The 23,681-nt window shown below is 71.1% G+C and carries 20 protein-coding genes; 8 read left to right on the top strand and 12 right to left on the bottom strand.

Features of this window, described 5'->3' with window-relative positions; all coding sequences use genetic code 11:
- Positions 1 to 2 precede the first annotated feature (2 nt).
- Positions 3 to 1,370: a cystathionine beta-synthase gene (locus ACULK2_RS02825; protein WP_445970121.1), complete on the bottom strand. Its 1,368-nt coding sequence runs from the start codon at positions 1,368 to 1,370 to the stop codon at positions 3 to 5.
- 280 nt (positions 1,371 to 1,650) lie between these two features.
- On the opposite strand from ACULK2_RS02825, the gene ACULK2_RS02820 reads away from it, so the two are divergent.
- Together ACULK2_RS02820 and ACULK2_RS02815 are read left to right on the top strand one after the other, a co-directional pair.
- Complete coding sequence (locus ACULK2_RS02820) at positions 1,651 to 2,322, top strand: thioredoxin-like domain-containing protein (RefSeq protein WP_445970122.1); 672 nt, start codon at positions 1,651 to 1,653, stop codon at positions 2,320 to 2,322.
- On the top strand, positions 2,319 to 3,083 hold the full coding sequence (locus tag ACULK2_RS02815; protein ID WP_445970123.1) for a DUF305 domain-containing protein: 765 nt from the start codon (positions 2,319 to 2,321) through the stop codon (positions 3,081 to 3,083). The genes ACULK2_RS02820 and ACULK2_RS02815 overlap by 4 nt, the downstream gene beginning before the upstream one ends.
- Before the next feature lie 26 nt (positions 3,084 to 3,109).
- Here ACULK2_RS02815 and ACULK2_RS02810 read toward each other — a convergent pair whose 3' ends face one another.
- From ACULK2_RS02810 to ACULK2_RS02795, 4 genes are all read right to left on the bottom strand, one after another.
- Complete coding sequence (locus ACULK2_RS02810; RefSeq protein ID WP_445970124.1) at positions 3,110 to 5,050, bottom strand: ABC transporter ATP-binding protein; 1,941 nt, start codon at positions 5,048 to 5,050, stop codon at positions 3,110 to 3,112.
- A 182-nt stretch (positions 5,051 to 5,232) separates the two neighbouring features.
- Positions 5,233 to 6,228, bottom strand: a complete 996-nt coding sequence (locus ACULK2_RS02805; protein ID WP_445970125.1) for a carbohydrate ABC transporter permease — start codon at positions 6,226 to 6,228, stop codon at positions 5,233 to 5,235.
- Positions 6,225 to 7,193 carry a carbohydrate ABC transporter permease gene (locus ACULK2_RS02800; RefSeq protein WP_445970126.1) on the bottom strand — a complete coding sequence of 323 codons (969 nt, stop codon included), beginning with the start codon at positions 7,191 to 7,193 and terminating at the stop codon, positions 6,225 to 6,227. The genes ACULK2_RS02805 and ACULK2_RS02800 overlap by 4 nt, the downstream gene beginning before the upstream one ends.
- A 111-nt stretch (positions 7,194 to 7,304) precedes the next feature.
- Positions 7,305 to 8,663: an ABC transporter substrate-binding protein gene (locus ACULK2_RS02795; RefSeq protein ID WP_445970127.1), complete on the bottom strand. Its 1,359-nt coding sequence runs from the start codon at positions 8,661 to 8,663 to the stop codon at positions 7,305 to 7,307.
- A 205-nt stretch (positions 8,664 to 8,868) separates the two neighbouring features.
- On the opposite strand from ACULK2_RS02795, the gene ACULK2_RS02790 reads away from it, so the two are divergent.
- The gene (locus ACULK2_RS02790) at positions 8,869 to 9,933 is read left to right on the top strand and encodes a LacI family DNA-binding transcriptional regulator (protein WP_445970128.1); all 1,065 of its coding nucleotides are present in this window, start codon (positions 8,869 to 8,871) and stop codon (positions 9,931 to 9,933) included.
- Positions 9,934 to 10,067: 134 nt separating this feature from the next.
- Here ACULK2_RS02790 and rplL read toward each other — a convergent pair whose 3' ends face one another.
- Both rplL and rplJ read right to left on the bottom strand, forming a co-directional pair.
- A complete protein-coding gene (gene rplL / locus ACULK2_RS02785; RefSeq protein WP_127792363.1) occupies positions 10,068 to 10,457 on the bottom strand; it encodes a 50S ribosomal protein L7/L12 in 390 nt (129 codons plus the stop codon).
- Between the two features lie 50 nt (positions 10,458 to 10,507).
- Entirely contained in the window at positions 10,508 to 11,023 is a 516-nt protein-coding gene (rplJ, locus tag ACULK2_RS02780) for a 50S ribosomal protein L10 (RefSeq protein WP_445970129.1), read from the bottom strand.
- Between the two features lie 446 nt (positions 11,024 to 11,469).
- Here rplJ and ACULK2_RS02775 point away from each other — a divergent pair, with 446 nt between their 5' ends.
- Together ACULK2_RS02775 and ACULK2_RS02770 are read left to right on the top strand one after the other, a co-directional pair.
- Entirely contained in the window at positions 11,470 to 13,107 is a 1,638-nt protein-coding gene (locus ACULK2_RS02775; protein ID WP_501044985.1) for a DHA2 family efflux MFS transporter permease subunit, read from the top strand.
- Positions 13,108 to 13,117: 10 nt separating this feature from the next.
- The gene (locus ACULK2_RS02770; RefSeq protein WP_445970131.1) at positions 13,118 to 13,558 is read left to right on the top strand and encodes a MarR family winged helix-turn-helix transcriptional regulator; all 441 of its coding nucleotides are present in this window, start codon (positions 13,118 to 13,120) and stop codon (positions 13,556 to 13,558) included.
- A gap of 139 nt (positions 13,559 to 13,697) precedes the next feature.
- Here ACULK2_RS02770 and ACULK2_RS02765 read toward each other — a convergent pair whose 3' ends face one another.
- A complete protein-coding gene (locus tag ACULK2_RS02765) occupies positions 13,698 to 15,362 on the bottom strand; it encodes a sensor histidine kinase (RefSeq protein ID WP_445970132.1) in 1,665 nt (554 codons plus the stop codon).
- Positions 15,359 to 16,108 (bottom strand): response regulator transcription factor, encoded by a 750-nt coding sequence (locus ACULK2_RS02760; protein ID WP_445970133.1) that lies wholly within the window; start codon positions 16,106 to 16,108, stop codon positions 15,359 to 15,361. Before ACULK2_RS02760 ends, ACULK2_RS02765 begins: the two co-directional genes overlap by 4 nt.
- Positions 16,109 to 16,336: 228 nt before the next feature.
- Between ACULK2_RS02760 and ACULK2_RS02755 the strand changes: the two genes are divergently transcribed.
- On the top strand, positions 16,337 to 17,821 hold the full coding sequence (locus tag ACULK2_RS02755; RefSeq protein WP_445970134.1) for an ABC transporter permease: 1,485 nt from the start codon (positions 16,337 to 16,339) through the stop codon (positions 17,819 to 17,821).
- A gap of 77 nt (positions 17,822 to 17,898) precedes the next feature.
- Positions 17,899 to 18,570: an ABC transporter ATP-binding protein gene (locus ACULK2_RS02750; RefSeq protein WP_445970135.1), complete on the top strand. Its 672-nt coding sequence runs from the start codon at positions 17,899 to 17,901 to the stop codon at positions 18,568 to 18,570.
- 98 nt (positions 18,571 to 18,668) lie between these two features.
- On the opposite strand, the gene ACULK2_RS02745 is transcribed toward ACULK2_RS02750, so the two are convergent.
- Together ACULK2_RS02745 and ACULK2_RS02740 are read right to left on the bottom strand one after the other, a co-directional pair.
- Complete coding sequence (locus ACULK2_RS02745) at positions 18,669 to 19,730, bottom strand: alpha/beta fold hydrolase (protein WP_445970136.1); 1,062 nt, start codon at positions 19,728 to 19,730, stop codon at positions 18,669 to 18,671.
- Positions 19,731 to 19,808: 78 nt separating this feature from the next.
- Positions 19,809 to 20,282, bottom strand: a complete 474-nt coding sequence (locus tag ACULK2_RS02740; RefSeq protein WP_445970137.1) for a hypothetical protein — start codon at positions 20,280 to 20,282, stop codon at positions 19,809 to 19,811.
- Between the two features lie 289 nt (positions 20,283 to 20,571).
- Here ACULK2_RS02740 and ACULK2_RS02735 point away from each other — a divergent pair, with 289 nt between their 5' ends.
- Positions 20,572 to 22,695 (top strand): cell wall-binding repeat-containing protein, encoded by a 2,124-nt coding sequence (locus ACULK2_RS02735; protein WP_445970138.1) that lies wholly within the window; start codon positions 20,572 to 20,574, stop codon positions 22,693 to 22,695.
- On the opposite strand, the gene ACULK2_RS02730 is transcribed toward ACULK2_RS02735, so the two are convergent.
- Positions 22,643 to 23,662: a sugar phosphate isomerase/epimerase family protein gene (locus ACULK2_RS02730; RefSeq protein ID WP_445970139.1), complete on the bottom strand. Its 1,020-nt coding sequence runs from the start codon at positions 23,660 to 23,662 to the stop codon at positions 22,643 to 22,645. The two genes, ACULK2_RS02735 and ACULK2_RS02730, sit on opposite strands and share 53 nt — an antisense overlap.
- Positions 23,663 to 23,681 lie beyond the last annotated feature (19 nt).

Genomic DNA, 23,681 nt, shown 5'->3' with positions numbered 1-23,681 from the left:
TTTCAGGAGGAGAGGTACGCGAGCAGGTCGGTGCGGGTGATCACGCCCAGCGCCTTGCCCCCGTCGGTCACGAGCATCGCCGGCGCCTCGCCGAACGCCTGGCGTGCGGTCGCGACGGGCTCGTTGACGCCGATGAGCGGGAGCGAATCGCCGACCACGGACGCGACCTCGTCGGTGAGCTTCGCGCGTCCCGAGAAGACCTGCTCGAGCAGCTCCTCCTCGTGGAGCGCGCCGACGACCTCCCCGAGGACGACCGGCGGCTCGGCCGAGAGCACCACCAGCTGCGAGACGCCGGACTCGGTCATGCGGTCGATGGCCTCGCGCACGGTGTCGTTCGGGTGCACGTAGACGAGGGGCGCGGTGCGGTCGGCCTTCGCCGCGAGGAGGTCGCGGATCGTGTGACCCGCGGGCGCGTTGCCGAAGCCGTACGCGCGCAGCCACTTGTCGTTGAAGATCTTGCCGAGGTAGCCGCGCCCCGAGTCGGGCAGCAGCACCACGAACACGTCGTCCGGTCCGGCGGATGCCGCGGCCTTCAGCGCCGCCACGACGGCCATGCCGCTCGAGCCGCCGACGAGGATCCCCTCCTCGCGCGCGAGGCGACGCGTCATGTCGATCGACTCGGCGTCGGTGACGGCGATGATCTCGTGCGGCACGCTCGGGTCGTACGCCGTCGGCCAGAAGTCCTCGCCGACGCCCTCCACGAAGTAGGGGCGCCCGGTGCCGCCCGAGTACACCGAACCCTCCGGGTCGGCGCCGATGATGCGAACCGCGTCGCCCGACACCTCGCGGAGGTACCGGCCGGTGCCGGTGATCGTGCCGCCCGTGCCGACGCCGGCCACGAAGTGCGTGACCTTCCCGTCGGTGTCGCGCCAGATCTCGGGCCCGGTGGTCTCGTAGTGCGAGAGCGGCCCGTTCGGGTTGGAGTACTGGTCGGGCTTGAACGCGCCGGGGATCTCGCGCGCGAGCCGGTCGGACACGCCGTAGTACGACTCGGGGCTGTCGGGCGCGACCGCGGTCGGCGTCACGACGACCTCGGCGCCGTACGCCTGCAGCACGTTCCGCTTGTCCTCCGAGACCTTGTCGGGGCACACGAACACGCACCGGTACCCGCGCTCCTGCGCGACGAGCGCGAGGCCGACGCCCGTGTTGCCCGACGTCGGCTCGACGATCGTGCCGCCCGGCTTCAGCTTGCCCTCGCGCTCGGCGGCGTCGATGATGTTCCGCGCGATGCGGTCCTTCGACGAGCCGCCGGGGTTCAGGTACTCGAGCTTGACGAGCACCGTGGCATCCGTCACGCCCTCGGTCACGCGGTTGAGCCGGACGAGCGGGGTGTTGCCGACGAGATCGGTGATGTGCGCTGCGTACTTCATCAGTGGAGTTCGTTCCTTGGTGTCGTGTGCGTCGAGGGGCGCCCGTTCGGCGCCCGACGCGAGGGAAGGGGTCGCTGGGTCAGCGACGACAACACCGGCACGGGAAGCTCACCCGGCCAGCCTAGCGAATGACGGATGCCTCGTGGCAGGCCTCGTCGTCGGATCCTCCTGGGCGGCTTCGCCGACCGGTTCCGTCGAACGCGTGACGGCGTTCTCCCAGCCCGATACGTTCGTATTGAGTACCCAGACCCCGTCCCACCCCGCTCGAGGAAGGCCCCGCGTGAGCGCGACCCCGCCCGGAAAGAAGCCCACCGTCAAGCAGCAGCGCGCCGCGGAACGCGAGCGCAAGCTCGAGGAGTACCGCAAGCGCGAAGCGCGCATGAAGCGGAACCGCCTCATCGCGATCTGGAGTTCCGTCGGCGTCGGCGTCGCGATCGTGGCGCTCATCGTCACCTCGATCGTGCTGACGCCCCGCGCGGCGAACTACACGGCCGGCGGCGACGGCGCCGAGATCGAGGGCGTCGAGACCTTCGAGAACGCGTCCGAGCACGTCGAGGGCGTCGTCGACTACGAGCAGACCCCGCCCGCCGGCGGGCAGCACAACCCCGCGTGGCTGAACTGCGGCGTGTACGAGGAGGTCGTGCCGAACGAGAACGCCGTCCACTCGCTCGAGCACGGTGCGATCTGGGTCACCTACGACGCCGACGCGCTCTCCGAGGACGAGATCGCGACGCTGCGGTCGAAGCTGCCGAGCACGTACGTCATCCTCTCGCCGTTCGAGGGCCTCGACTCGCCGGTCGTCCTCAGCGGCTGGAACGTGCAGCTGCAGGTCGACGGCGTCGAGGACCCGCGCATCGAGGACTTCCTCGAGGAGTACTGGCAGAGCCAGGACGTTCCCGAGCCCGGCGCACTCTGCACGGGCGCGATCGACGGGCCCGGCAAGGTCGCGTGAGCGGACCGCGCGACGACGTCGCCGGGCTCGCCTACCCCGAGCCCGGCGGGCCGGGCGCGCCCGGCGACGGCGAAGCGCCCGACGGGCCGGTCTCGCGGTCGCGGTCGGGCATCGGGCGCTGGGCGGTCGTGCTCGCGGCATCCGTCGCCCTCATCGCGGTCGCCGGCGCGGCCTTCGCGATCGGCCGCCTCTCGACGCTCGGCGAGGAGGCCCCGACGAACACGAGCGCCGAGGCGGGCTTCGCCCGAGACATGCAGGTGCACCACCAGCAGGGCGTCGAGCTCGCGATGATCGTGCGCGACGCGACCGACGACCCCGACGTGCGCCTGCTCGGCTACGACATCGCCACGACGCAGGCGCAGCAGTCGGGCCAGATGTACGGGTGGCTCGCCGAGTGGGTCCTGCCGCAGGCGGCTCCCGAGCCGTCGATGACCTGGATGACGCGGCCCGCCGACGACGGCGGCACGCACGCCGGGCACGACGCCGGCGACGGGTCGGACGCCGCACATGTTCCCGGTGGGCCGATGCCGGGTCTCGCGACGCCCGAGGAGGTCGCCGAACTCCGCGAGCTCCAGGGAGTCGAGGCCGAGCGGAGGTTCCTCGAGCTCATGATCGCCCACCACGCGGGCGCGGTCGTCATGGCCGAGGCGGTGCTCGAGCGTTCGACGTACCCGGTCGTGGTCTCGCTCGCCGAGTCGATCGTGGCCAGCCAGCAGGCCGAGATCGAGCTCATGGAGGACATGCTCGCCGAGCGCTCCTGAGCCCCGCCCTGGGCCGCGCCGCCGCCTCAGGCCGTCGGCACCTCGGGCTGCTCGGCCTGCTGGCGGTACAGCGAGGCGTACACGCCGCCCTGCGCGATGAGCTCGGCGTGGGTGCCGTGCTCGGCGATGCGCCCGGCGACCAACACGAAGATCACGTCGGCCGACACGACCGTCGAGAGCCGGTGCGCGATGGCGATCGTCGTGCGCCCGCGCGACGCGTCGTCGAGCGCGGCCTGCACCACGCGCTCGCTGATGGTGTCGAGCGCGCTCGTCGCCTCGTCGAGCACCAGCACCGCCGGGTCCTTCAGCAGCACGCGCGCGATCGCGATGCGCTGCTTCTCGCCGCCCGAGAGGCGGTATCCCCGCTCCCCCACGACGGTGTCGTAGCCGTCGGGGAACGACGCGATCGTGTCGTGGATGTTCGCGGCGCGCGCCGCGGCCTCGAGCTCGTCATCCGTCGCCTCGGGCTTCGCGTACCGCAGGTTGTCGGCGATCGATGCGTGGAACAGGTAGGTCTCCTGGCTCACGACGCCGATGTTCGACACGAGCGACTCGTGCTCGAGGTCGCGCACGTCGACGCCCGCGAAGCGCACTGCACCGCCCGAGACCTCGTAGAGCCGCGGCACGAGGTACGAGACCGTCGTCTTGCCCGCTCCGCTCGGCCCGACGAACGCCGCGTACTGCCCCGGTTCGATGGTGAACGACACGTCGTCGAGCGTTGGGCGCCCGTCGCCGTCGGCATCGGGGTACCGGAACGTGACGTGGTCGAACTCGACCCGGCCGAGGATCGGGCGGCCCGAGCCATCCGTCGCCGTGGTCGCCGGGACCGGGCGCGCGTCGGCCGAATCCGTGATCGCGGGCCGCAGGTCGAGGTACTCGAAGATGCGCGCGAACAGCGCGCCCGACGTCTGCAGGTCGAGCGCGACGCGCATGAGCGCCATGAGCGGGAAGAGCAGCCGCGCCTGCACCGTCGTGAACGCGACGATCGTGCCCGCCGAGATGTCGGTCGTGCCGCCGGTGATGAGCCAGCCGGACGCGAGGTAGACGATCGCCGGGATCGCCGACATGAAGATCCCGACCATCGCGAAGAACCACTGGCCGGTCATCTGCTGCCGAACCTGCAGCGCGATCTGGTTGTCGTTCTCGTCGCTGTAGCGCTCGATCTCGCTGCGCTGGCGCGTGAAGCTCTTCGAGAGCAGGATGCCGGACACCGACAGCGTCTCCTGCGTGATCGCGGTCATCTCGGACAGCGACTCCTGCGTCTTCGCCGCGATGCGCGCACGCACCTGGCCGACGCGCCGCTGCGCGATCACCATCACGGGCAGCAGCACGAGCGCGATGAGCGTGAGCTGCCAGTTGAGCAGCAGCATGGCGACGAACGCGGCGAGCACCGTGACCGTGTTGCCGAGCACGCTCGAGACCGTGTTGGTGAGCACGGATGCCACGCCGCCGACGTCGTTCTGCAGGCGCGACTGGATCACGCCCGTCTTCGTGCGCGTGAAGAAGCTGAGCTCCATGCGCTGCAGGTGCGTGAACATCCGCACGCGAAGCGCACCCATCACCTTGTTGCCGACGGTCGCCGTGAGCCACGTCTGCCAGACGCCGAGGAGCGAGGAGACGACGAACACCGCGAGCATGGCGGCGACGATCGCCGTGAGGACCGGCAGGTTCGGGCTCATCACCTGGCCGTCGGGCCCGACCGGGAACAGCCCTTCGTCGAACGCGCGCTCGGTCAGCAGCGGGGGGATCACGCTGAACGCAGCGCTGACGAGCACCAGCACGATCGTCACCGTCAGCGCGCCCTTGTGCGGCGCGAACAGCTCGGCGATGCGACGCATCAGGTGCGGGATCTTCGGCGCCTCCGCGTTCTCGGCGCGCTGCATCGACTCGTCGGCCGCGCTGATCCGGGTCCGGGGCTTCCCCATGCGCCCCGACTGCCCGCCGGGCGCGCTGCCGTGCATGCTCATGCATCGAGCCTAGGCGCGGCCGCCGACGCGACGGCCGCCTGCGGAGCCCTGGCCGAGCCGCGTTCGCGGACGGCGTGACCGGAGGCGATCACGCCGAGGCGCGAGGACCACGACGAGGGGCGGATGCCGCAGCATCCGCCCTCGTTCCGTGCAGCGGGTGCCGCGGCATCCGCTCGGTTCGGTCAGCCCTTCGTGGCGCCCGCCAGGAGGCCCCTGACGAAGTACCTCTGGAGACTGAAGAACACGATGAGCGGGATGACGATCGAGATGAACGCGCCCGCCGTGAGGAGCTCCCACGCCTGGCCTCTCGTACCGGTCAACTCCGCCAATCGTTGGGTGAGTGGCGCCACGTCCTGTGTGCCGCCGGAGAAGATCAACGCGACGAGCAGGTCGTTCCACACCCAGATGAACTGGAAGATCGCGAACGACGCGATGGCCGGGGTGGCCAGCGGCAGCACGATCCGGAAGAAGATCTGCCCGTGCGTGGCGCCGTCGACGCGCGCGGCCTCGATGACGTCGCCGGGGATCTCCGAGATGAAGTTGTGCAGCAGGAAGATGGCCAGCGGCATCGCGAACATCGCGTGCGCGAGCCACACCGGCGCGTAGTTCTGCTCGGGGATGATCGGGATGACGTCGTGCAGCCACGCCTGCATGGGCCGCAACCAGGTCGAGAAGATCTGGAGCAGCGGAACGAGCGCCATCTGCAGCGGCACGATCTGCAGCGCGAACACGAAGATGAACAACGCGTTCGCGCCGCGGAACTTGATCCAGGCGAACGCGTACGCGGCCATGGTCGCGAGCACGAGCGGGATCAGGGTGCCGAGCAGCGTGATCGCGATCGAGTTGACGATGTAGGCGCCCAGCTGCGGCGACGACGCCGACGGCGACAGCAGCACCTCGGCGTAGTTGTCGAAGGTGAAGCCCGGGTTCTGGAAGATCGTCCACCAGCCCGTCGTGCGGATCAGTTCCGCCGGCCGGAACGACGAGATGAACAGGCCGAAGGTGGGGATGGTCCACGCCACGGCGATGATCAGCGAGACGATCGTGGCCGTTCGCGACGTGAGACGCTGCTTCACGCGCGCGGTCTTGGGCTTCTGCGCGTACTCGGCCTCCTCAGCGGCTTCGAGGGAACCCTTGTCTCTGCTGACCGGAAGATCGGCCGGGGCCACGCTGCTCATCGGATCTCCCTCTGCTTCCGAAGAATATTGACGTTGTAGATGACGATCGGCAGAACGAGCAGGAACAGGATCAGCGCCAGGGCGGACCCGCGGCCGATCTCGCTCGCGCGGAACGCCTGGGTGTACATCTCGTTGGCGATGACGCTGGTGTTGAAGTTTCCGGCGGTCATCGTGCGCACGATGTCGAAGACCTTCAGCGTGGCGATCGAGATCGTCGTGACGACCACGACGAGCGAGCCTCGGATGCCGGGCACGGTCACGTTGATGAACCGCTGCCAGGCATTGGTGCCGTCGAGCTGCGCCGCTTCGATCTGCTCGGTCGGCACGCCCTTGATGGCCGCGCTCAGGAGCACCATCGCGAAGCCCGTCTGGATCCAGATCATGACGACGATCAACAGGAACGTGTTGATCGGGTCGGTCTGCAGCCACTGCACGGGTTCGCCGCCGAACGCCACCACGATCGCGTTCAGGAGGCCGATCTGCTCGCGCTCGCCCGAGCGGTACTCGTAGACGAATCGCCAGATGATGCCCGCGCCCACGAACGAGATCGCGATCGGCATGAACAGGATCACCTTGTAGTACTTCTCACCGCGCGACTTGTCGATGAAGACCGCGTACGCCAGTCCGATCGCGGTCGAGACGGTCGGCACGATGAGCACCCAGATGATCGTGTTGATGAGGGTGCGGATCGCCGCCGGCTGCGTGAACGTCCAGATGAAGTTGTCGAAGGTCCATGCGCCGCCGGAGTCCTGGAACGCGAGGATCGAGGTCCGGATCGCCGGGTAGACGAGTCCGATGGTGAGGAAGATCAGCGCAGGGGCCAGGAATCCTGCCAGCTGCCAGTAGTCCCGTCCTCGTTTCGGGGCCTTGTCGATGAAGAAGATGATGAGCCCGATGATCGCGGCGAAGACCGCGAGCCCCATCACCACCTGAAGGATCTTTCCGAGCAGGTCGCCCGTGGTCATCATGCCTCCCGGTTCGTCGTTGAATCTGGGGGTCCCGAGGGGCGGGGTGCCTCACCCCGCCCCTCGGTCATACCGCGTGCGACCCGAGAGACGCGCGCGGCGCGCTGGCGATCAGCTGCTGGGCCAGCTCGCCTCGATCGTATCGAGCACCGACTCCGTGCTGTCGCCGCTCACCCAGGCCACGATGCCCTTCCAGAAGGAGTCGGCGCCGACGGCACCGGGCATCAGGTCGGACCCGTCGAACCGGAACGTGGTCTCGGGGTCCTGCAGGATCTCGATGGACTGCACGAGCAGCTCGCTCGACGCGTTCTCGGGGTCGACGCCCGTGTTGGCGCTGATGACGCCGCCGAGGCTCACGCGGTTGTTCGCCCAGGTGTCGCTCGAGAGGAACGTGCGGACCGCCTCGACCTCCTCGGCGTCGCGGAACGCCACGACGATCTCGCCGCCGCCGGTCACCGACAGCGGGTCGTCGGCGTTCTCCGGCGGGAGCAGGAAGGCGAACACGGTGCCGTCGGACGCCACGGTGTTCTCGTCGCCGCCCTCGGGGTTCCAGAAGGTCTCGTAGAACGAGGCCTGGTGGTGCAGCGAGCATTCGCCGTCGAGGATGGGCAGGCCTGCGGTCTGGAACGCCTCGGTGATCTGGGTCGAGACATCGCCGATGCCGCCGTTGACCATCTCGTCGTTCTTCAGGTACTCGCCGACCGCGTCGAACGCCTCCGCCACCTGCGGGTCGTTGAACGGGATCTCGTGGGTCACCCACTGGTCGTAGACGTCGGCACCGTGCAGGCGCAGCATGTAGTCCTCGACCCAGTCGGTGCCGGGCCAGCCGGTCGCCTCACCGGACTCCAGACCCACGCACCAGGGCTTGTGGTCGCCCTCGTCGGCGATGGTCTGCGAGAGGTCGGTCAGCTCGTCGAGCGTCGCCGGGATCTCGTACCCCTTCTCCTCGAACTCCGCGGGCGAGTACCAGACGTAGCCCTTGATGCTCGCCATGAGCGGGGCGCCGTAGAAGGTGCCGTCGACCGTGCCGTAGCCCTTCCAGTCCTCCGACCACCACTCGTCGACGTTGGCCTCGACGCCCTCGGAGCCCGGGATCAGCCAGCCGCCGGCCGCGAGCCGCTGGACGAGACCGGGCTGCGGGACGAATCCGATGTCGGGGGCGTTGCCGCCCTCTGCGAGCACCGCGATCTGCGCCTCGAACTCGCTCGAGCCCTGGTAGTCGATCGAGATACCCGTGCAGGTGGCGAAGTCGGACCAGGATTCGACGAGCCGGTCGGCCTCGAGATCGAGGATCGTGCCACCGATGGTGACCTCCGCCCCGTCGAAGGTGCCGTACTCCTCGTAGTCCGCGCAGTCGACGTCGGCCGCGTCTTCGCTCGCGATGTCGCCGGTACAGGCGGTGAGCGCCAGGCCGGCCGCCGCGGCCACCGCGACGGGGGCCGCCCAACGGCGATGCCGTGTGAGTCTCATGTCATCTCCTCGTTGAGTGTGGTGCAGGGCGGAACCGGGAACCGGTTCCAGACCCCACGCTAGGCGACCGCGGCTCCGGTCGGCAAGGGCGGTTCACGTCACGATCCGGTGACGGATAGCGCAGATCCCTCGTTTCTGGCACCGGTTCCATACGGGTGCGCATTCGGCGTACACTCCGATCGCAGGGCCCGATGGAGGGAGCGTGATGACGGCGATCTCGGATGTCGCGCGCCTCGCGGGGGTCTCGAAGTCGACGGCCTCTCGGGCCCTCTCCGGCCGCGGCTACGTCTCGGAGACCACGCGACGACGTGTCGCGGACGCGGCGGCGGAGATCGGTTACATCGCCTCCCCCAACGCCGCGAGCCTCGTCACGGGCCGGACGAAGAACGTCGGCGTCGTCACCCCGTTCGTCAACCGCTGGTTCTTCGGCGAGGTGCTCGAGGGAATCGAGCGCACGCTGCTCGCCGCCGGCTACGACCTCACGCTCTACAACCTCGCGCTCGCCGGCCCCGAGCGCGATCGCGTCTTCGACTTCTTCCTCGCGCGCAAGCGGGTCGACGCCGTCATCGCGGTCGGCGTCGACCTCTCCGACCGCGAGGTCGAGGTCATCGCACGGCGGGGCAAGCCGATCGTCGCCCTCGGCGGCACCGCGCTCGGCGCGCCGCGGCTCGCGATCGACGATCGCGGCGCCGCGCGGCTCGCGACCGAGCACCTCATCGACCTCGGACACGAGCGCATCGCCCACCTGGCCGGTGCCGGCGCGGGGTCCGCGGCCCGCAGCGTACAGGCGCTCCGGCGCGCCGGCTTCGCCGACGCCATGCGCGAGGCCGGGCTCACCCCGGCCGGCGAGCCCGACGGCATCGTCGAGGCCGAGATGACGCTCCCCGGCGGATACGCGGCCGCGCTCCAGCTGCTCGGCCACCCGGCGACGCGACCGACCGCCATCTTCGCGGCATCCGATGAGATCGCCTTCGGCGCGATGCGCGCCGCCGAGCGCCTCGGGATGTCGCTGCCGGGCGCGCTCTCGATCGTCGGCTTCGACGGCCACGAGCATGCGGAGCTATTCGGGCTCACGACGATCGAGCAGTTCCCACGTGTGCAGGGGCGCTTCGCGGTCGACGCCGTCATGCGACTCCTCGGCGAGCCGACGGGCGACGCCGATCCGATCACGCCCGACGGGCTCCCGGACTTCGATCGGCCGCTCGAGACGCGCCTGGTAGTGCGGAGCAGCACGACCGCGCCGACCGGTCGGCCGCTCGTCGCGCGCTGAGCCCGGCGGGAGGCGACGGTGCCGGGCGTCGCCGAGACGACGGATGCCCCGTGCCGATCGAATCGGCACGGGGCATCCGTGTGTTCAGGTGACGCAGGTCACCTCAAGCTGCGACCCTCTCGCGAGGGCGGCCACTACTTGAGCGTGACGGTTGCGCCGGCCTCCTCGAGGGCGGCCTTCGCCTTGTCGGCGGTCTCCTTGTTCGCGCCCTCGAGCACGGCCTTGGGAGCACCGTCGACGACGGCCTTGGCCTCGCCGAGGCCGAGCGAGGTGAGCTCGCGGACGACCTTGATGACCTGGATCTTCTTGTCGCCGGCAGCCTCGAGGACGACGTCGAAGGAGTCCTTCTCCTCGACCTCTTCGGCAGCGGCGCCGCCGCCAGCGGCAGCGGGGCCGGCAACGGCGACCGGGGCGGCCGCGGTGACCTCGAAGGTCTCCTCGAACGCCTTGACGAACTCCGAGAGCTCGATGAGGGTCAGGCCCTTGAACTGCTCGAGCAGCTCCTCAGTGGACAGCTTCGCCATGATTCTTCTCCTTAGATTTCCTGGTAACTCACCGCTTGAGAGGCTCGCGCCTACGCAGCGGACTCCTGCTTCTCACGCAGCGCGTCGACCGTGCGAACGGCCTTCGAGAGCGGTGCGTTGAACAGATATGCGGCTCCGAACAGCGAGGCCTTGAAGGCGCCGGCGAGCTTCGCCAGGAGCACTTCGCGGGACTCGAGGTCGGCGAGCTTGCCTACCTCTTCGGCGGTCAGGGGCTTGCCATCGAAGTAGCCGCCCTTGACCACGAGGAGAGGGTTCGCCTTGGCGAAGTCACGCAGCGACTTCGCGACGGCGACCGGGTCGCCGTGCACGAACGCGATCGCCGACGGGCCCTTGAGCTCGTCGTCGAACGAGGAGATGCCGGCCTTGTTGGCGGCGATCTTCGTCAGCGTGTTCTTCACCACGGCGTAGCTCGCGTCCCCACTGATGGACTTGCGCAGCGTCTTGAGCTGGGCAACAGTGAGGCCGCGGTATTCGGTCAGCAGAACGGCGGTCGAGCTCTCGAACAGGTCCGTGAGTTCGGCAACCGAGGCTTCCTTGTTCGCCATGGCCACTCCTTGTGTCTTCAACGTGCATCGCGGTGGCGATGCACGGCCTCGGAGCGCTGGTGCAGAACGTGGAAAGAAAAAGAGCTCCGGCGCAGTTGCGCGGAGCTCGGCTCGGGATGAACCCGGGAAGTCTTCGTCACACCTGCGCGGGCACCTGTTCTCACAGGACTTCGGTCGGAGTTCGCACGCGAACACGACAACCAGCGGTCTTCGGCTCCGAACACCATATCGGATGCCGCGGGCGTCGCCAAATCCGCGCGCGGACCCGAGGAATAGTTGACCGAGATCCAAAGTTGACTTGCAGCAACTATCTATCTATAGTTGATGGCGATCAACTTTCTCGGAGGACCCACACCTTGTCTGCTGCAACTCCCGCCGCCTCGGCCGAGGCGTCCTCGCGCACCCCGCGCGAGGTGTTCGTCGCCCTCTCGGGCCTCATCGTCACGATGTTCGTGGCGGTGCTCTCCGGCACCGTCGTCGCCACGTCGATGCCGCGCATCATCGCCGACCTCGGCGGCGACCAGGCCGCCTACACGTGGGTGATCACCGCGAGCCTCCTCGCGACGGCCGTCTCCACGCCGATCTGGGGCAAGCTCGCCGACCTCGTGAACCGGAAGGTCCTGCTCCAGGTCGCGATCTCGCTCTTCGTCGTCGGCACCGCGATCGCCGGCTTCGCGCAGGACACCACGACGCTGATCGCGGTCCGCGTCATCCAGGGCCTCGGCGCCGGCGGCCTGATGTCGCTCGTGATGATCATCGTCGCGCTCATCATCTCCCCGCGCGAGCGAGGCAAGTACATGGGCGTCGTCGGCGGCATCATGGCCGTCGCCACGATCGGCGGCCCGCTCCTCGGCGGCGTCGTCACCGACGCGTGGGGATGGCGCGCCAACTTCTTCCTCCCGCTGCCGCTCGCCGTCGTGGCGCTCATCCTCATCCAGATCACGCTGCACCTTCCCCAGATGCCCAAGCGCGCGGTGAGGATCGACTACGCGGGCGCCGCGCTCATGGCCGTCGGCGTCTCGCTCCTGCTCGTGTGGGTCACGCTCGGCGGCAGCGAGTTCGACTGGGACTCCGTCACGAGCCTCGTGATGATCGGGATCGCCGCGGCATCCCTCATCGCCTTCGTCGTCGTCGAGTTCTTCGTGCCCGAGCCGATCGTGCCGATGGCGCTCTTCAGGAACCGCACCTTCACCCTGGCGGTCCTCGCCTCCATCTCCATCGGCGTCGCCATGTTCGCGACCAGCGTCTTCCTCGCGCAGTACTTCCAGCTCGCTCGCGGCGCCACGCCGACCGAGTCGGGGCTCATGACCATCCCGATGATCGTCGGCCAGATGGGCGCCTCGATCCTCATCGGCGCGCTCATCAGCCGCTTCGGCAAGTGGAAGGGATTCATGGTCCTGGGCGCGTCGCTCACGATCGCGGGCACCTACCTCATGACGACGCTCCGCTACGACACCGATTACCTCTGGGTGAGCGTCGCGATGGTCGTGCTCGGTGCGGGCCTCGGCATGGTCATGCAGAACCTCACGCTCGTCGTGCAGAACGACACCCCGGTCAGCCAGCTCGGCGCAGCCTCGTCGAACGTGAACTTCTTCCGCTCGATCGCGGGCACGATCGGCGTGACCGTCATGGGATCGCTCCTCGCGACGCAGGTCCAGGACCGCATCGCGAGCGGGTTCGCGGGCTTCGTCCCCTCGACGCCCGCGGAGGTCGAGGCGCTCCAGGGCCTCTCGACCGGCGCGGTGCCGAACGTCCACGAGCTGCCCGACTCCGTCCGCGTGATCATCGAGTCGGCGTACGGCCACGGCATCGCCGACGTGTTCTGGATCGCCGTGCCGCTCGCGGTGCTGTCGCTGCTCGCGATCGCATTCCTGCCGAACCGCTCGCTCTCCACCAAGACCGCGGCGGAATCGCTCGCCGAGGAGGCCGAGGACGCGGCGATCGACCTCGCCGAGGCCGAGGTCGGGGCGGCCGTCCCGTCGGCCGAGTCGTCCGACGCGCGGGCCCGCAGGGAGCTGGTCTCGACGACCACCGGGTCGGTCGCGTCGGTCGATGCGACCGATGCCGTGGGGCCGCGTCGATAACATGGCCGTCATGACCGCCGACCCCGAGCTCGACGCCGCCATCGCGGCCGTCGAGGACCAGTTCGGCATCGTCTTCAACCGGGCCCGGATCGTCTGGGCGGAGTCGGCGAAGCTCGTCCACCCGGAGCTCCAGCCCGCGGGGTACAAGCTGCTGAGCAGCATCGTCCGCGCGGGCTCGACCAACGCGCACGCGCTCGCCGAGCTCTACGACATGGACAAGAGCGCGATCAGCCGGCAGATCCGGCAGCTCGAGGAGCTCGGCCTCGTCGAGAGCCGGGCCGACGAGCGCGACGGCCGGGCCCGGGTGCTCGTCCCGACCGAGGCGGCCAGGGAACGGGTCGCCGCCGTGCGCGCCGCGAACCAGGCCCGCCTCCGGAACGCGCTCCAGGGACGTCCGATCGAGGAGCTCCGCTCCCTTGCCGACGTGCTGCGCATCGTCGCCGAGGGCTGAGCCGGCCGAGCGGGCCTGCGACCGCCCGGATCAGTCCGACGCGATGGCCCGCTCGACTCGTACCCCAGCGCCGCTCGGCGAGATGACGCGAATCGACGTTCCCGGTCGCGGCGGCGACGGTTCGCGTCATCTCGGAGGGTCAGGCCGGCAGCTCGACCGCGAACGCGGTGCGACCGGGCTCGCTCTCGACGTCGACCGTGCCCCGGTGCGCCTGGACGACGGCCCGCACGATCGCGAGGCCCAGGCCGGTGCTCCCGGCGCGGCGCGAGCGCGACGCGTCGCCCCGCGCGAAGCGCTCGAAGAGGCTCGCGCGCAGGGCCGGGTCGATGCCGGGCCCGTCGTCGGTCACGGTCACGCGGACCCGGCCGGGCGACGGGGCATCGGATGCCGCGGGCAGCCGCTCCACGCGGACGACGACCTCCGTGCCCTCGGGCGTGTGCACGCGCGCGTTCGCGAGCAGGTTCGCCACGGCCTGGTGCAGGCGACTCGCATCGCCCGTCACCGTCACCTCGTCGTCGGGCACGTCGACCCGCCACGCGTGGTCGGGCGCGGCGACCTGCGCATCGCCGACGGCGTCGATGACGAGGCGGGTCAGGTCGACGGGCTCGCGCCGGAGCTCACGGCCCTCGTCGAGCCGTGCGAGCAGGAGCAGGTCCTCGACGAGCTCGGTCATCCGGAGCGACTCCGACTCGATGCGCCCGAGCGCGTGCACCACGTCTGGCGGCAGCTCGCCGCCGTGCAGGCGCGTGAGCTCGGAGTAGCCGCGGATCGAGGCGAGCGGAGTGCGGAGCTCGTGGCTGGCGTCCGCGACGAACCTGCGCACCTTGCGCTCGGACTGCTCGCGCGCCGAGAGCGACGCGGCGACGTGGCCGAGCATGCGGTTGAACGAGGTCGCGAGCCGGCCCACCTCGGTGCGCTCGTCGTCCACGGGCACCTCGTCGGGCAGTTCGACGTCGCCGCGGGCGAGCGGCAGCTCCGACACGAGCGTCGCCGTCTCGGTCACGCGGTCGAGGGGCCGCAGCGCGCGGCCCACGATGAGCGCGCCGAGCGCGAGCGCTGCGAGGGTCGCGGCGAGCGCGACGATCGCGATGGTGACGGCGAGCTGCGTGGTCGTCGCGTTCACGTCGGTGAGCGGGAACGCGACCACGTAGGCGAAGTCCTCGACGAACGGCACGCCGACGGCACGGTAGTCGCCGAGCCCGTCGAGGTCGATGGTCACGGGTTCGCGGTCGGCGGGCACCGAGGCGAGCGCGGCCTGCGCGCTCGGGGAGAGCTCGACGATGTCGCCGTCCTCGTCGATCGACGCGGTCGCCGCGACGACGCGTTCCTGCTCGCTCGTGACGAGGGCGACGATGGTGCCGACGGGTTGCCCGGGCAGGCGCAGCAGTTCCTCGGCGGCCTGCGGCGGCAGCGGGAGGTCGCCGCCGACCGCCCGTGCGGCGCGCTCGGTCGCCTGCTGGAGCTGGCCGTCGACGCGCGCGACGAGTTGACCGTGCAGCACCGCGGTGCTGACGACGCCCACGATGATGCTGGCGAGCACGACGAGCGCGCCCAGGACGACGACGAGCGTGCGCCGCAGGGTCCGGGGTGCGCGCCGGCGCGCAGGGGTCGAGGGCGCGCCGCTCGATCCGCCGTCGGCGGAGCCGCCGCCGCCGGCGGACGCGGCGGTCGAGGAGCCGACGGATGCCCCGGGCTCTCCCGTTCCGGCCGCGGACCCGCCGGCCGCGGCATCCGTCGCCTGTGCGCGCTCGGACGCGGCACGCCGCGCCGCAGCCGCGTACCCCGGGGCGCCCGGATGCGTCATCCCGCCGCCTTCAGCATGTAGCCCGCCCCGCGGACCGTGTGGATCATGGGCTCGCGACCCGCGTCGACCTTCTTGCGCAGGTAGGAGATGTAGAGCTCGACGACGGACTCCTTGCCCCCGAAGTCGTAGTTCCAGACGCGGTCGAGGATCTGGGCCTTCGAGAGCACGCGGCGCGGGTTCCGCATGAGGAAGCGGAGCAGCTCGAACTCGGTGGCGGTGAGCTCGATCGGCGTGCCGTCGCGTTCGACCTCGTACGAGTCCTCGTCGAGCGAGAGGTCGCCGACGCGGAGCACCGGGTCCTTCGCCTGGGCGAGCGTGAGCGTCGAGCGGCGGATGAGCCCGCGCAGGCGCGCCACGACCTCCTCCAGGCTGAACGGCTTCGTGACGTAGTCGTCGCCGCCCGCGGTGAGGCCCGCGATGCGGTCGTCGAGCGAGTCCTTCGCGGTGAGGAACAGCACGGGCGTCTCCGTGCCGTCGGCGCGCACGCGCTGCAGCACCTCGAGGCCGTCGATGTCGGGCAGCATGATGTCGAGCACGATCGCGTCGGGGCGGAACTCGCGCGCCGCGCGCACGGCGCCGAACCCGTCGGAGGCCGTGCGCACCTCCCACCCCTCGTAGCGCAGCGCCATCTTCAGCAGGTCGGTGAGGGAGTTCTCGTCGTCGACGACGAGCACGCGCACGGCGCTGCCGTCCGCCTTGGCGACCTGCGGTCGGTGCGCGGTTCCGGTGCCCGTCGTGCTGCTCATGTGTTCGAGTATGCGGGTCTTCCTGTGCGGTTCCTATGTCCCGAGCGGATGCCGCCTGTGACCCGGCGATGGGCGTCGAGCGCGCCGCGCGGGGCCGCCGAGGAGCACCGTCGGCGGCTCATGCCCGATCCATAGGGTCGCCATCGCGGCGGCACAGGCCGCGTCCGTAGCGTCCGAACCGGGTCCGCGATCCGCGGGCCGTGATTCGACACGATGAGGATCCCCCTGATGTTCTTCACCTACCTCCGGCGCGAGCTCGCCGGGCGCCGCAGGCAGACCGCGATCGTCGCGGTCGGGATGGCGCTCGCGATCGCGCTCGTCATGATCGTCGACTCCGTGTCGGCCGGCGTCCGCGACGCCCAGGCCGCGGTGCTCGAGTCCGTCTACGGCGTCGGCACCGACCTCACCGTCTCGCAGGCCTCGGGCCCGCCAGAGGAGGGCGAGGCGGGCGGCCCGGGCGTGCGCTTCGAGTTCGGCACCGAGGACGGCGAGACCACCGACGACGGCACCACGCTCAGCAACTCGCGCCTGACGGTCGACCGGGGGGCGTCGACCTTCGACGCGTCCGTGCTCGACACCGTCGAGGGCGTCGACGGCGTGGCCGCGGCATCCGCGACCCTGAGCCTCACCAACGTCACCTTCGACGGCGAGCTGCCCGAGCCGCCGAGCGACGCCTCGACCGGAGATCAGGCGGCAGCCGGCGACGGCACGATGCCCGCGCCCGGCGAGGGCGGCGGCTTCGGCGGCGGCGCGTTCGACGTCACGAGCGTGTCGGTCACCGGGGTCGACCCCTCGGCCGACGCGATCGGTCCGCTGAGCGCCGTCGAGCTCGCCGACGGGCGCGGCCTCGACGCGGGCGACACGGGCGCGTACGTCGTCGTCCTCGACGCCGGGTACGCCACGACCGAGGGCGTCGCGGTGGGCGACACGATCGACCTCGGCGGCACCGAGTTCGAGGTCGTCGGCACCGTGACCTCGACGTCGGCGGATGCCGCGACCGCGTCGAACGCGTACATCCCGCTCGACGTCGCCCAGGAGCTCTCCGGCATGGACGGGCAGGTCACCGACATCTCGGTCCAGGCCGTGTCGGCCTCCGACATCCCGGCCGTGAAGGCCGACCTCGAGGCGGCCCTGCCCGAGCAGACCGTGAGCACGCAGGAGGACCTCGCCGCGAGCGTCTCCGGTTCGCTCGGCAGCGCGAGCACGCTCATCTCGAGCCTCGGGCTGTGGCTGTCGGTCGCGGTGCTCGCCGCCGCGTTCCTCATCGCGATCCTCCTCACCATCCAGGGCGTGACCCGCCGCACCCGCGAGTTCGGCACGCTGAAGGCGATCGGCTGGTCGAACCGCCGCGTCGTCGGCCAGGTCGCGGGCGAGTCGCTCGTGCAGGGTCTCATCGGCGGCGCCGCGGGCCTCGCACTCGGGTTCGTCGGCATCGGCGTCGTCAACGCGATCTCGCCGAGCCTCGCGACCGCGTCGTCGACGACGACCACCGGCCCCGGCGGCGAGGCGGGCACGGGCGGCGGGTTCGGCGGCGGACCCCTTGCGGCCGCCGCGCAGGAGACCACCGAGGTCATCCTGAACGCCCCGGTCACCGTGACCGTGGTCGCCCTCGCGGTCGGCCTCGCCGTCCTCGGCGGCCTGCTCGCGGGCGCGATCGGCGGATGGCGCGCGAGCCGGCTCCGCCCCGCTGAGGCGCTGCGCAGCGTCGCCTGACATTTCCCACGGCGCGGCCGGATGCCGGGGCATCCGTCCCACCGAGCCCCACCTGTCACCGGAGGAAGGACCAGTACATGTACACCCTCGAGAACGTCACGAAGACCTATCGACAGAAGGAACGCACGATCCACGCGCTGAAGGACGTGAGCCTCACGATCCCGACGGGCCAGCTCGTCGCGATCCAGGGCCCGACCGGCGGCGGCAAGTCGACGCTGCTGCAGATGCTCGGCGCGCTCGACCGCCCGACCTCCGGCCGCATCTCGCTGGGCGAGGCCGACCTCTCGGGCATGCCCGACGCCAAGCTCGGCAGGGTCCGGGCGACGGAGATCGGCTTCGTCTTCCAGGGCTTCAACCTCATCCCGACGCTGACCGCGCAGGAGAACGTCGAGACCGCGCTCGAGCCCCTCGGCGTCGCCGCCGAGGAGCGCCGCCGCCGGGCGACCGCCGCGCTCGAGTCGGTCGCACTCGGCGAGCGCGCGAACCACGTGCCGGGCGAGCTCTCGGGCGGCCAGCAGCAGCGCGTCGCGATCGCCCGGGCCCTGGTGAAGGAGCCCGACGTGCTCCTCGCCGACGAGCCCACGGGCAACCTCGACGAGCAGACCCGTGACGAGATCATGGCGCTGCTCGAGGGGCTGCATCGCGACCGCGGGCTCACGCTCGTGATCGTGACCCACGACTCGGCCGTCGCGAGGCGCGCCGAACGTCGGCTGCACCTCACGCACGGAACGGTGACCGAGCGGGCGTAGCCGACGGCGGATGCCGCGACGATGCCCTCCCGTCGCGGCATCCGCCCGCTCCCGTGCCTCGGGAATCGCGCGGGCGGGCGGGGGCTCGAGCCGGCGGCTCAGATGAGCCCCGAGCGCAGCGCCCAGGCCGCGGCCGCGGCGCGCGACGGCACGCCGAGCCGCGACCGGATGTTCGCGACGTGCCGGTGCACGGTGTGCACCGAGAGCACGAGGTGCGCCGCGATCTCCGCGTCGGTCTCGCCGCGGGCGACGAGTCGGAGCACCTCCCGTTCACGATCGGTGAGGCGGGGCGCCCGTGCCGGCGTGCCGGACTCCTCCGCGCCCGCGCCGGAGCCCGCCTCGACCCGGTCGCCGAGGGCGGCGCGGGTCTCGCGCACGACCGCGTGGGCATCGCCGCGCCAGGGGAAGTGATCCGCGCCCTGCAGCTCCACGAAGCGGGCGTGCGGGATCCGCTCGGCGACGTCGCGCCCGAGCGCGAAGGGGATCGCGCGATCGTTCCGGCGGTGCAGCACGAGCGTCGGCGCGCGAACGTCGGCCAGGTGGCCCGTCGAGTCCATCGCGTACACCTCGGCCAGCGACGCGAGCGCGGCCCCCGGTGTGGCGGCGCGGCGCTGGAACTCGACGAACTCGTCGCGCTCGGCGGCGGTCGCGTCGGGCAGGAACAGGTCGGAGAGCACGCGCGACCCGATCCCCCAGTGCTGCCGGACGACCGCGAGCATCGCCTCGCGCGCGGCGGGCGGGGCGAGGTCGACGCCGCGCGCGTACGTGCCGTAGAGCACGAGCCGATCGACGGACTCCGGATGGCTCGCGGCGAACCGCGTCGCGACGCCGCCGCCCGACGACGCGCCGAAGAGCGACAGCCGCTCGACGCCGGCGGCCGCGATCACGGTCTCGAGCACGGCGAGTTCCTCGTCGAGCGTGGCGGGCGGCGGTCGGCTGCGATCGGACGCGCCGGTGCCCGGGCGGTCGTAGCGGATGACCCTGTGCTCCGCTGCGAGTCCGGACGCGAACCGCCGGAAGCGCGGCTGCCGCCAGTCGAGCTCGAGGTGGCTGCACCACCAACCGCCGATGACGAGCGCAGGCCCGCGACCGATCGCGGACCACGCGATCGACGCGCCGTCATGCTCCGCGTAGCGGATGACCTGGTCCGCGGCATCCACGGGCCCCAGTCTAGGAAGGCGAGGGATGCTCGGGCCAGCGGCGCGCGTCGGCGGCCTGCGGACCGGGGCCGCTCGACGTCAGTGCGCCCCGGCGAACATCCGCGACCAGAGGCGGCCGATGCCTCGGGAGAGATCGCCGGCCGGGTCCTCGGCGTCGGTCCACAGCGCTCGGAGCACCGCGGGCAGGTCGTCGGCTCGGGCTTCGAACATGCGGCGCGCCGCGTCGAACTCCGGAAGCCCGCGCCCGTCGAGCAGCACGGGAACGAACTCGCCGGGCAGGTAGATCTCGGCGTGCGCGTCGTCGGGGTCGGCGGGGCCGGCGACGGGGCGGAGCAGCCCGAGCTCGACCTGCTCCGCCAGCCAGCGTCGCGACTCGCGCACGGTGATGCCCGCGAACCCGGCGAATGCCGCGGCGTCCACCGGGCCCGACTCGAAGAGCACGCGGTAGTAGCCGTGGAGTGTGCCCCGCGCGATCGAGGCGTACGCACCGGGTGATGCGGTGGCGGTGGGTGCAACGGCGGACGCGGATCCCGTGGTGGTGACGGTCGACATGATGACTCCTGATGCTCGGGCCCCGACCGGGGCGGATCGACCCTTCGAGTCCACTCCGGTCGAGCCGACGGCACATCGCCGCTGCGGGCCATCCCCGGATGGCCGATCCGGGCCATCCGCGCTGTGTCGCCCGACTTGGGGGCTCCACGATCACCCCCACGGGCGTAGGTTCGAGGCGGAACCCATCAGCCTCGGTGACCCGAGCCCGCCGGTAGCGCGGCGGCCATGCCGGCGAATGCGCCCGAACGCAGCGACGGCCTGGTCCACCGCCGGTCATCGGAGGTGCGGCATGCCTGGGACGCGGATCGCCGTCGGCGCGGTGATCACGCTGGCGCTCATCGCTGCCGCCTCCGTGCCGGACCTCGCGGCCGGCCCCGGCCCGCCCTCGCCGTCCGGCTCTCCCGTTGCGGCGGACGCGGCCGCCCGCGAGCCGCCCGGGCGGCCGGACGACCCGCCGCGGAGGCGTGGTCCTCCCGAGATCCCCAGCACCGTGCTCGAGCAGGTGGCGGCGCCGACGTCACGTGATCGATCACTGGCCTCCGGCCTGCAGGATGCGCCGCCAGGCAATCGGATCGTGGGTTCCGTCGTCGCAGCCGGCGGCTCCGACGTCGTCCCCGAGTCGGTGCTCTCCACGGTCGCGTCGGTGACCGACCGGTCGCCGGGGCGAGCGGGTGGAGCGGACCGCTACCTCACCTCGGTCGCGCTGTCGCAGCACGTCGAGCGCGGAGGGAGCGACGTGTGGCTCGCGACCGGCGAGAACTTCCCCGACGGCCTGGCTGCCTCCGCCGTGGCCGGCGCGCGCGGCGGCCCGGTCCTGCTGACGCGTTCCACGCAGCTGCCCTCGTCGGTCGCTGCGGAGCTGGCGGCCCTCGCCCCGGACCGCGTCTGGGTCATGGGCGGTGCGGCGGCCGTGTCGGAACCCGTGCTCGATTCGATTCGCGAGATCCTCCCGGATTCCGGCGTCGCGCGCATCGCCGGCGTCGACCGGTTCGGGACCGCCGCCGCGCTCGTCGGGGAGTTCTTCGCAAGCGCCGGTGCGGTGTTCGCGGCGACCGGAGCGAACTTCCCCGACGCGCTCGCCGCCGGTCCCGCTGCCGCGCTGGCGGAGGCGCCGACGTTGCTGGTGACCCGGACCTCGGTGCCGCCGGCGAGCGAGACTCAGCTGCGCCGGCTGCGGCCGCCGGTGGTCCACGTCGTCGGCGGACCGGACGTGATCGGCGACGCGGTCGTCGAGCGCATCGCCGAGTTGACGGGCGGAGTCGTCGAGCGCGTGGCGGGAGAGGACCGGTACGCCACGGCGGCTGCGGTCGCCGATCGGTTCTTCACCGCGACGACGCCGAGCCTGCTGCTGGCGACGGGGTCGACGTTCGCCGACAGCATCGGCGCCGGCGCCGTGGCGGGCAGTCGGCGCAGTCCGTTGCTCCTCATCACGCCGACCGCGGCACCGCGGGCCACGATCGATGCGGCTCGTCGCATCTCGTGGTGGTTGCCCGAGACCGGGCGCGTGCTGCGATACACCCTGGTCGCGCACCCCGACGACGAGTTCGCCGCGTGGTCCGTCTCCGGCGTCCGCGACCAGGGGAGGTACGACGTGTTCGTCGTACTGACGAAGGGCGAGTCGTCACGGTTCTGCGACGGCGAACCGGTGGACGATCCGTGGATGTCGGAGCAGTTCCTCCCGCAACCGCAACCGACCGGAGTGCAGTACTCGGAGCGCTGCAAGCAGCATCGCATGGACAGCTGGCGTGTGTTCGTGCACGGCGCGGGTCTCGGGCAGGTCGACGAGACGGAGCGGCTCACGGCCGGGCCGGTCGAGTTCGACGGGCGCGAGGTGCCCGTCCCGCTCAGCCGGGACGAGGCCGGCACCGTGGTCGTGGCGGACGGGTTCGAGGTCGCGGTCGGATCGGACGCCGCCGTCGTGACGTTCGACCTCGGGGCGCTCACGGTCGACGAGGTCCTCTGGGCGGTGCAGACGGCCCGAGGACTCGCCGACCGTTTCCCGACGCAGGTGGAGGGAGACGTCATCGGCGCGGGGTTCTTCAACGACGGGTCGAGCGGATACGTGAACGTGCATGCCGACCATCGCGCCGTGCACGAGCTGCTCGGCGGCACCGACCTGGGAATGCCCGGCAGTCAGTACGCGACGGTCGGACACGCCCAGTCGGCCCGCGCGTTCGGATCCGCCGTCACGGACTACTGCGGGCACATGTGCCATCCGGCCGCCCCGTTCCCGCTCTCAACCCGGATGGGCGGGTTCCAGTACGCCTACGGCTGGCTCGCCGACGGGTACTGGCCGCCCGACGACGTCGACTCCCCCTCCGGGTTCTCGCGGTACCAGTCCTTCGCGAAGTGGTACCGGACTACTGGTTCGAGAACGCCGCGTCGAACGACGCGGTCGGGCGCGGCCAGATGAGCGAGCGCACGAACTCGAGCGCCTGCGGGCCGCCGTGCAGGCGGTCCATACCGGCGTCCTCCCACTCGACCGAGATCGGACCCGTGTAGCCGATCGCGTCGAGCGCGCGGAACGCGTCCTCCCACGGCACGTCCCCGTGCCCGGTCGAGACGAAGTCCCACCCGCGGCGCGGGTCGCCCCAGGGCAGGTGCGAGCCCAGGATGCCGCTGCGGCTGTTCGCCGTGCGGATGCGCGTGTCCTTGCAGTCGACGTGGTAGATCCGGTCCTGGAAGTCCCAGATGAAGCCGACCGGGTCGACGCCCTGCCACATCATGTGGCTCGGGTCCCAGTTGAAGCCGAACGCCGGACGTCGATCGATGGCCTCGAGGGTGCGCACGCTGGTCCAGTGGTCGTACGCGATCTCGGAGGGGTGCACCTCGTGCGCGAACCGCACGCCCTCGTCGTCGAACACGTCGAGGATCGGGTTCCACCGGTTCGCGAAGTCCTCGTAGCCGGCGTCGATGACCGACGCGGGCACCGGCGGGAACATGGCCACGTACTGCCAGATCTTCGAGCCCGTGAAGCCGACGACCGTGTCGACGCCGAGCTTGCGGGCGACGCGCGCGGTGCGCTTGAGGTCTTCCGCGGCGCGCTGCCGCACCCCCTCGGCGTCGCCGTCGCCCCACGTGTACGGGCGGACGATCGCCTGGTGGCGGAAGTCGATCGGGTCGTCGCACACGGCCTGGCCGGTGAGGTGGTTGGAGATCGCGTAGACCTTCAGGTCGTAGCGCTTCAGGAGCTCCAGCTTCTCCTTCAGGTAGCCGGGCTCCTCGTCGGCGAGCTTGGTGTCGAGGTGGTCGCCGCCCACGCCGATCTCGAGGCCGTCGTAGCCCCACTCGGAGGCCAGGCGAGCGACCTCCTCGAACGGCAGGTCGGCCCACTGGCCGGTGAACAGCGTCACGGGGTGGGTTGCTGGGGTTTCGGTCATCATCGGATCCTCTCTCGGG

The organism is Agromyces molybdatiresistens, from assembly GCF_052748445.2.
The sequence above is the reverse complement of the archived record's forward strand: the minus strand, read 5'-3'. Positions and strand labels throughout refer to the sequence as shown.

Bases quoted from the DNA above. Each gene is read 5' to 3' on its own strand.
- ACULK2_RS02730 (WP_445970139.1), bottom strand. From the start codon at position 23,662: ATGACCGAAACCCCAGCAACCCACCCCGTGACGCTGTTCACCGGCCAG.
- ACULK2_RS02750 (WP_445970135.1), top strand. From the start codon at position 17,899: ATGTACACCCTCGAGAACGTCACGAAGACCTATCGACAGAAGGAACGC.
- ACULK2_RS02765 (WP_445970132.1), bottom strand. From the start codon at position 15,362: ATGACGCATCCGGGCGCCCCGGGGTACGCGGCTGCGGCGCGGCGTGCC.
- ACULK2_RS02760 (WP_445970133.1), bottom strand. From the start codon at position 16,108: ATGAGCAGCACGACGGGCACCGGAACCGCGCACCGACCGCAGGTCGCC.
- ACULK2_RS02825 (WP_445970121.1), bottom strand. From the start codon at position 1,370: ATGAAGTACGCAGCGCACATCACCGATCTCGTCGGCAACACCCCGCTC.
- ACULK2_RS02735 (WP_445970138.1), top strand. From the start codon at position 20,572: ATGCCTGGGACGCGGATCGCCGTCGGCGCGGTGATCACGCTGGCGCTC.
- ACULK2_RS02810 (WP_445970124.1), bottom strand. From the start codon at position 5,050: ATGAGCATGCACGGCAGCGCGCCCGGCGGGCAGTCGGGGCGCATGGGG.
- ACULK2_RS02755 (WP_445970134.1), top strand. From the start codon at position 16,337: ATGTTCTTCACCTACCTCCGGCGCGAGCTCGCCGGGCGCCGCAGGCAG.
- ACULK2_RS02795 (WP_445970127.1), bottom strand. From the start codon at position 8,663: ATGAGACTCACACGGCATCGCCGTTGGGCGGCCCCCGTCGCGGTGGCC.
- rplJ (WP_445970129.1), bottom strand. From the start codon at position 11,023: ATGGCGAACAAGGAAGCCTCGGTTGCCGAACTCACGGACCTGTTCGAG.
- ACULK2_RS02805 (WP_445970125.1), bottom strand. From the start codon at position 6,228: ATGAGCAGCGTGGCCCCGGCCGATCTTCCGGTCAGCAGAGACAAGGGT.
- rplL (WP_127792363.1), bottom strand. From the start codon at position 10,457: ATGGCGAAGCTGTCCACTGAGGAGCTGCTCGAGCAGTTCAAGGGCCTG.
- ACULK2_RS02770 (WP_445970131.1), top strand. From the start codon at position 13,118: ATGACCGCCGACCCCGAGCTCGACGCCGCCATCGCGGCCGTCGAGGAC.
- ACULK2_RS02800 (WP_445970126.1), bottom strand. From the start codon at position 7,193: ATGACCACGGGCGACCTGCTCGGAAAGATCCTTCAGGTGGTGATGGGG.
- ACULK2_RS02740 (WP_445970137.1), bottom strand. From the start codon at position 20,282: ATGTCGACCGTCACCACCACGGGATCCGCGTCCGCCGTTGCACCCACC.
- ACULK2_RS02775 (WP_501044985.1), top strand. From the start codon at position 11,470: ATGTTCGTGGCGGTGCTCTCCGGCACCGTCGTCGCCACGTCGATGCCG.
- ACULK2_RS02790 (WP_445970128.1), top strand. From the start codon at position 8,869: ATGACGGCGATCTCGGATGTCGCGCGCCTCGCGGGGGTCTCGAAGTCG.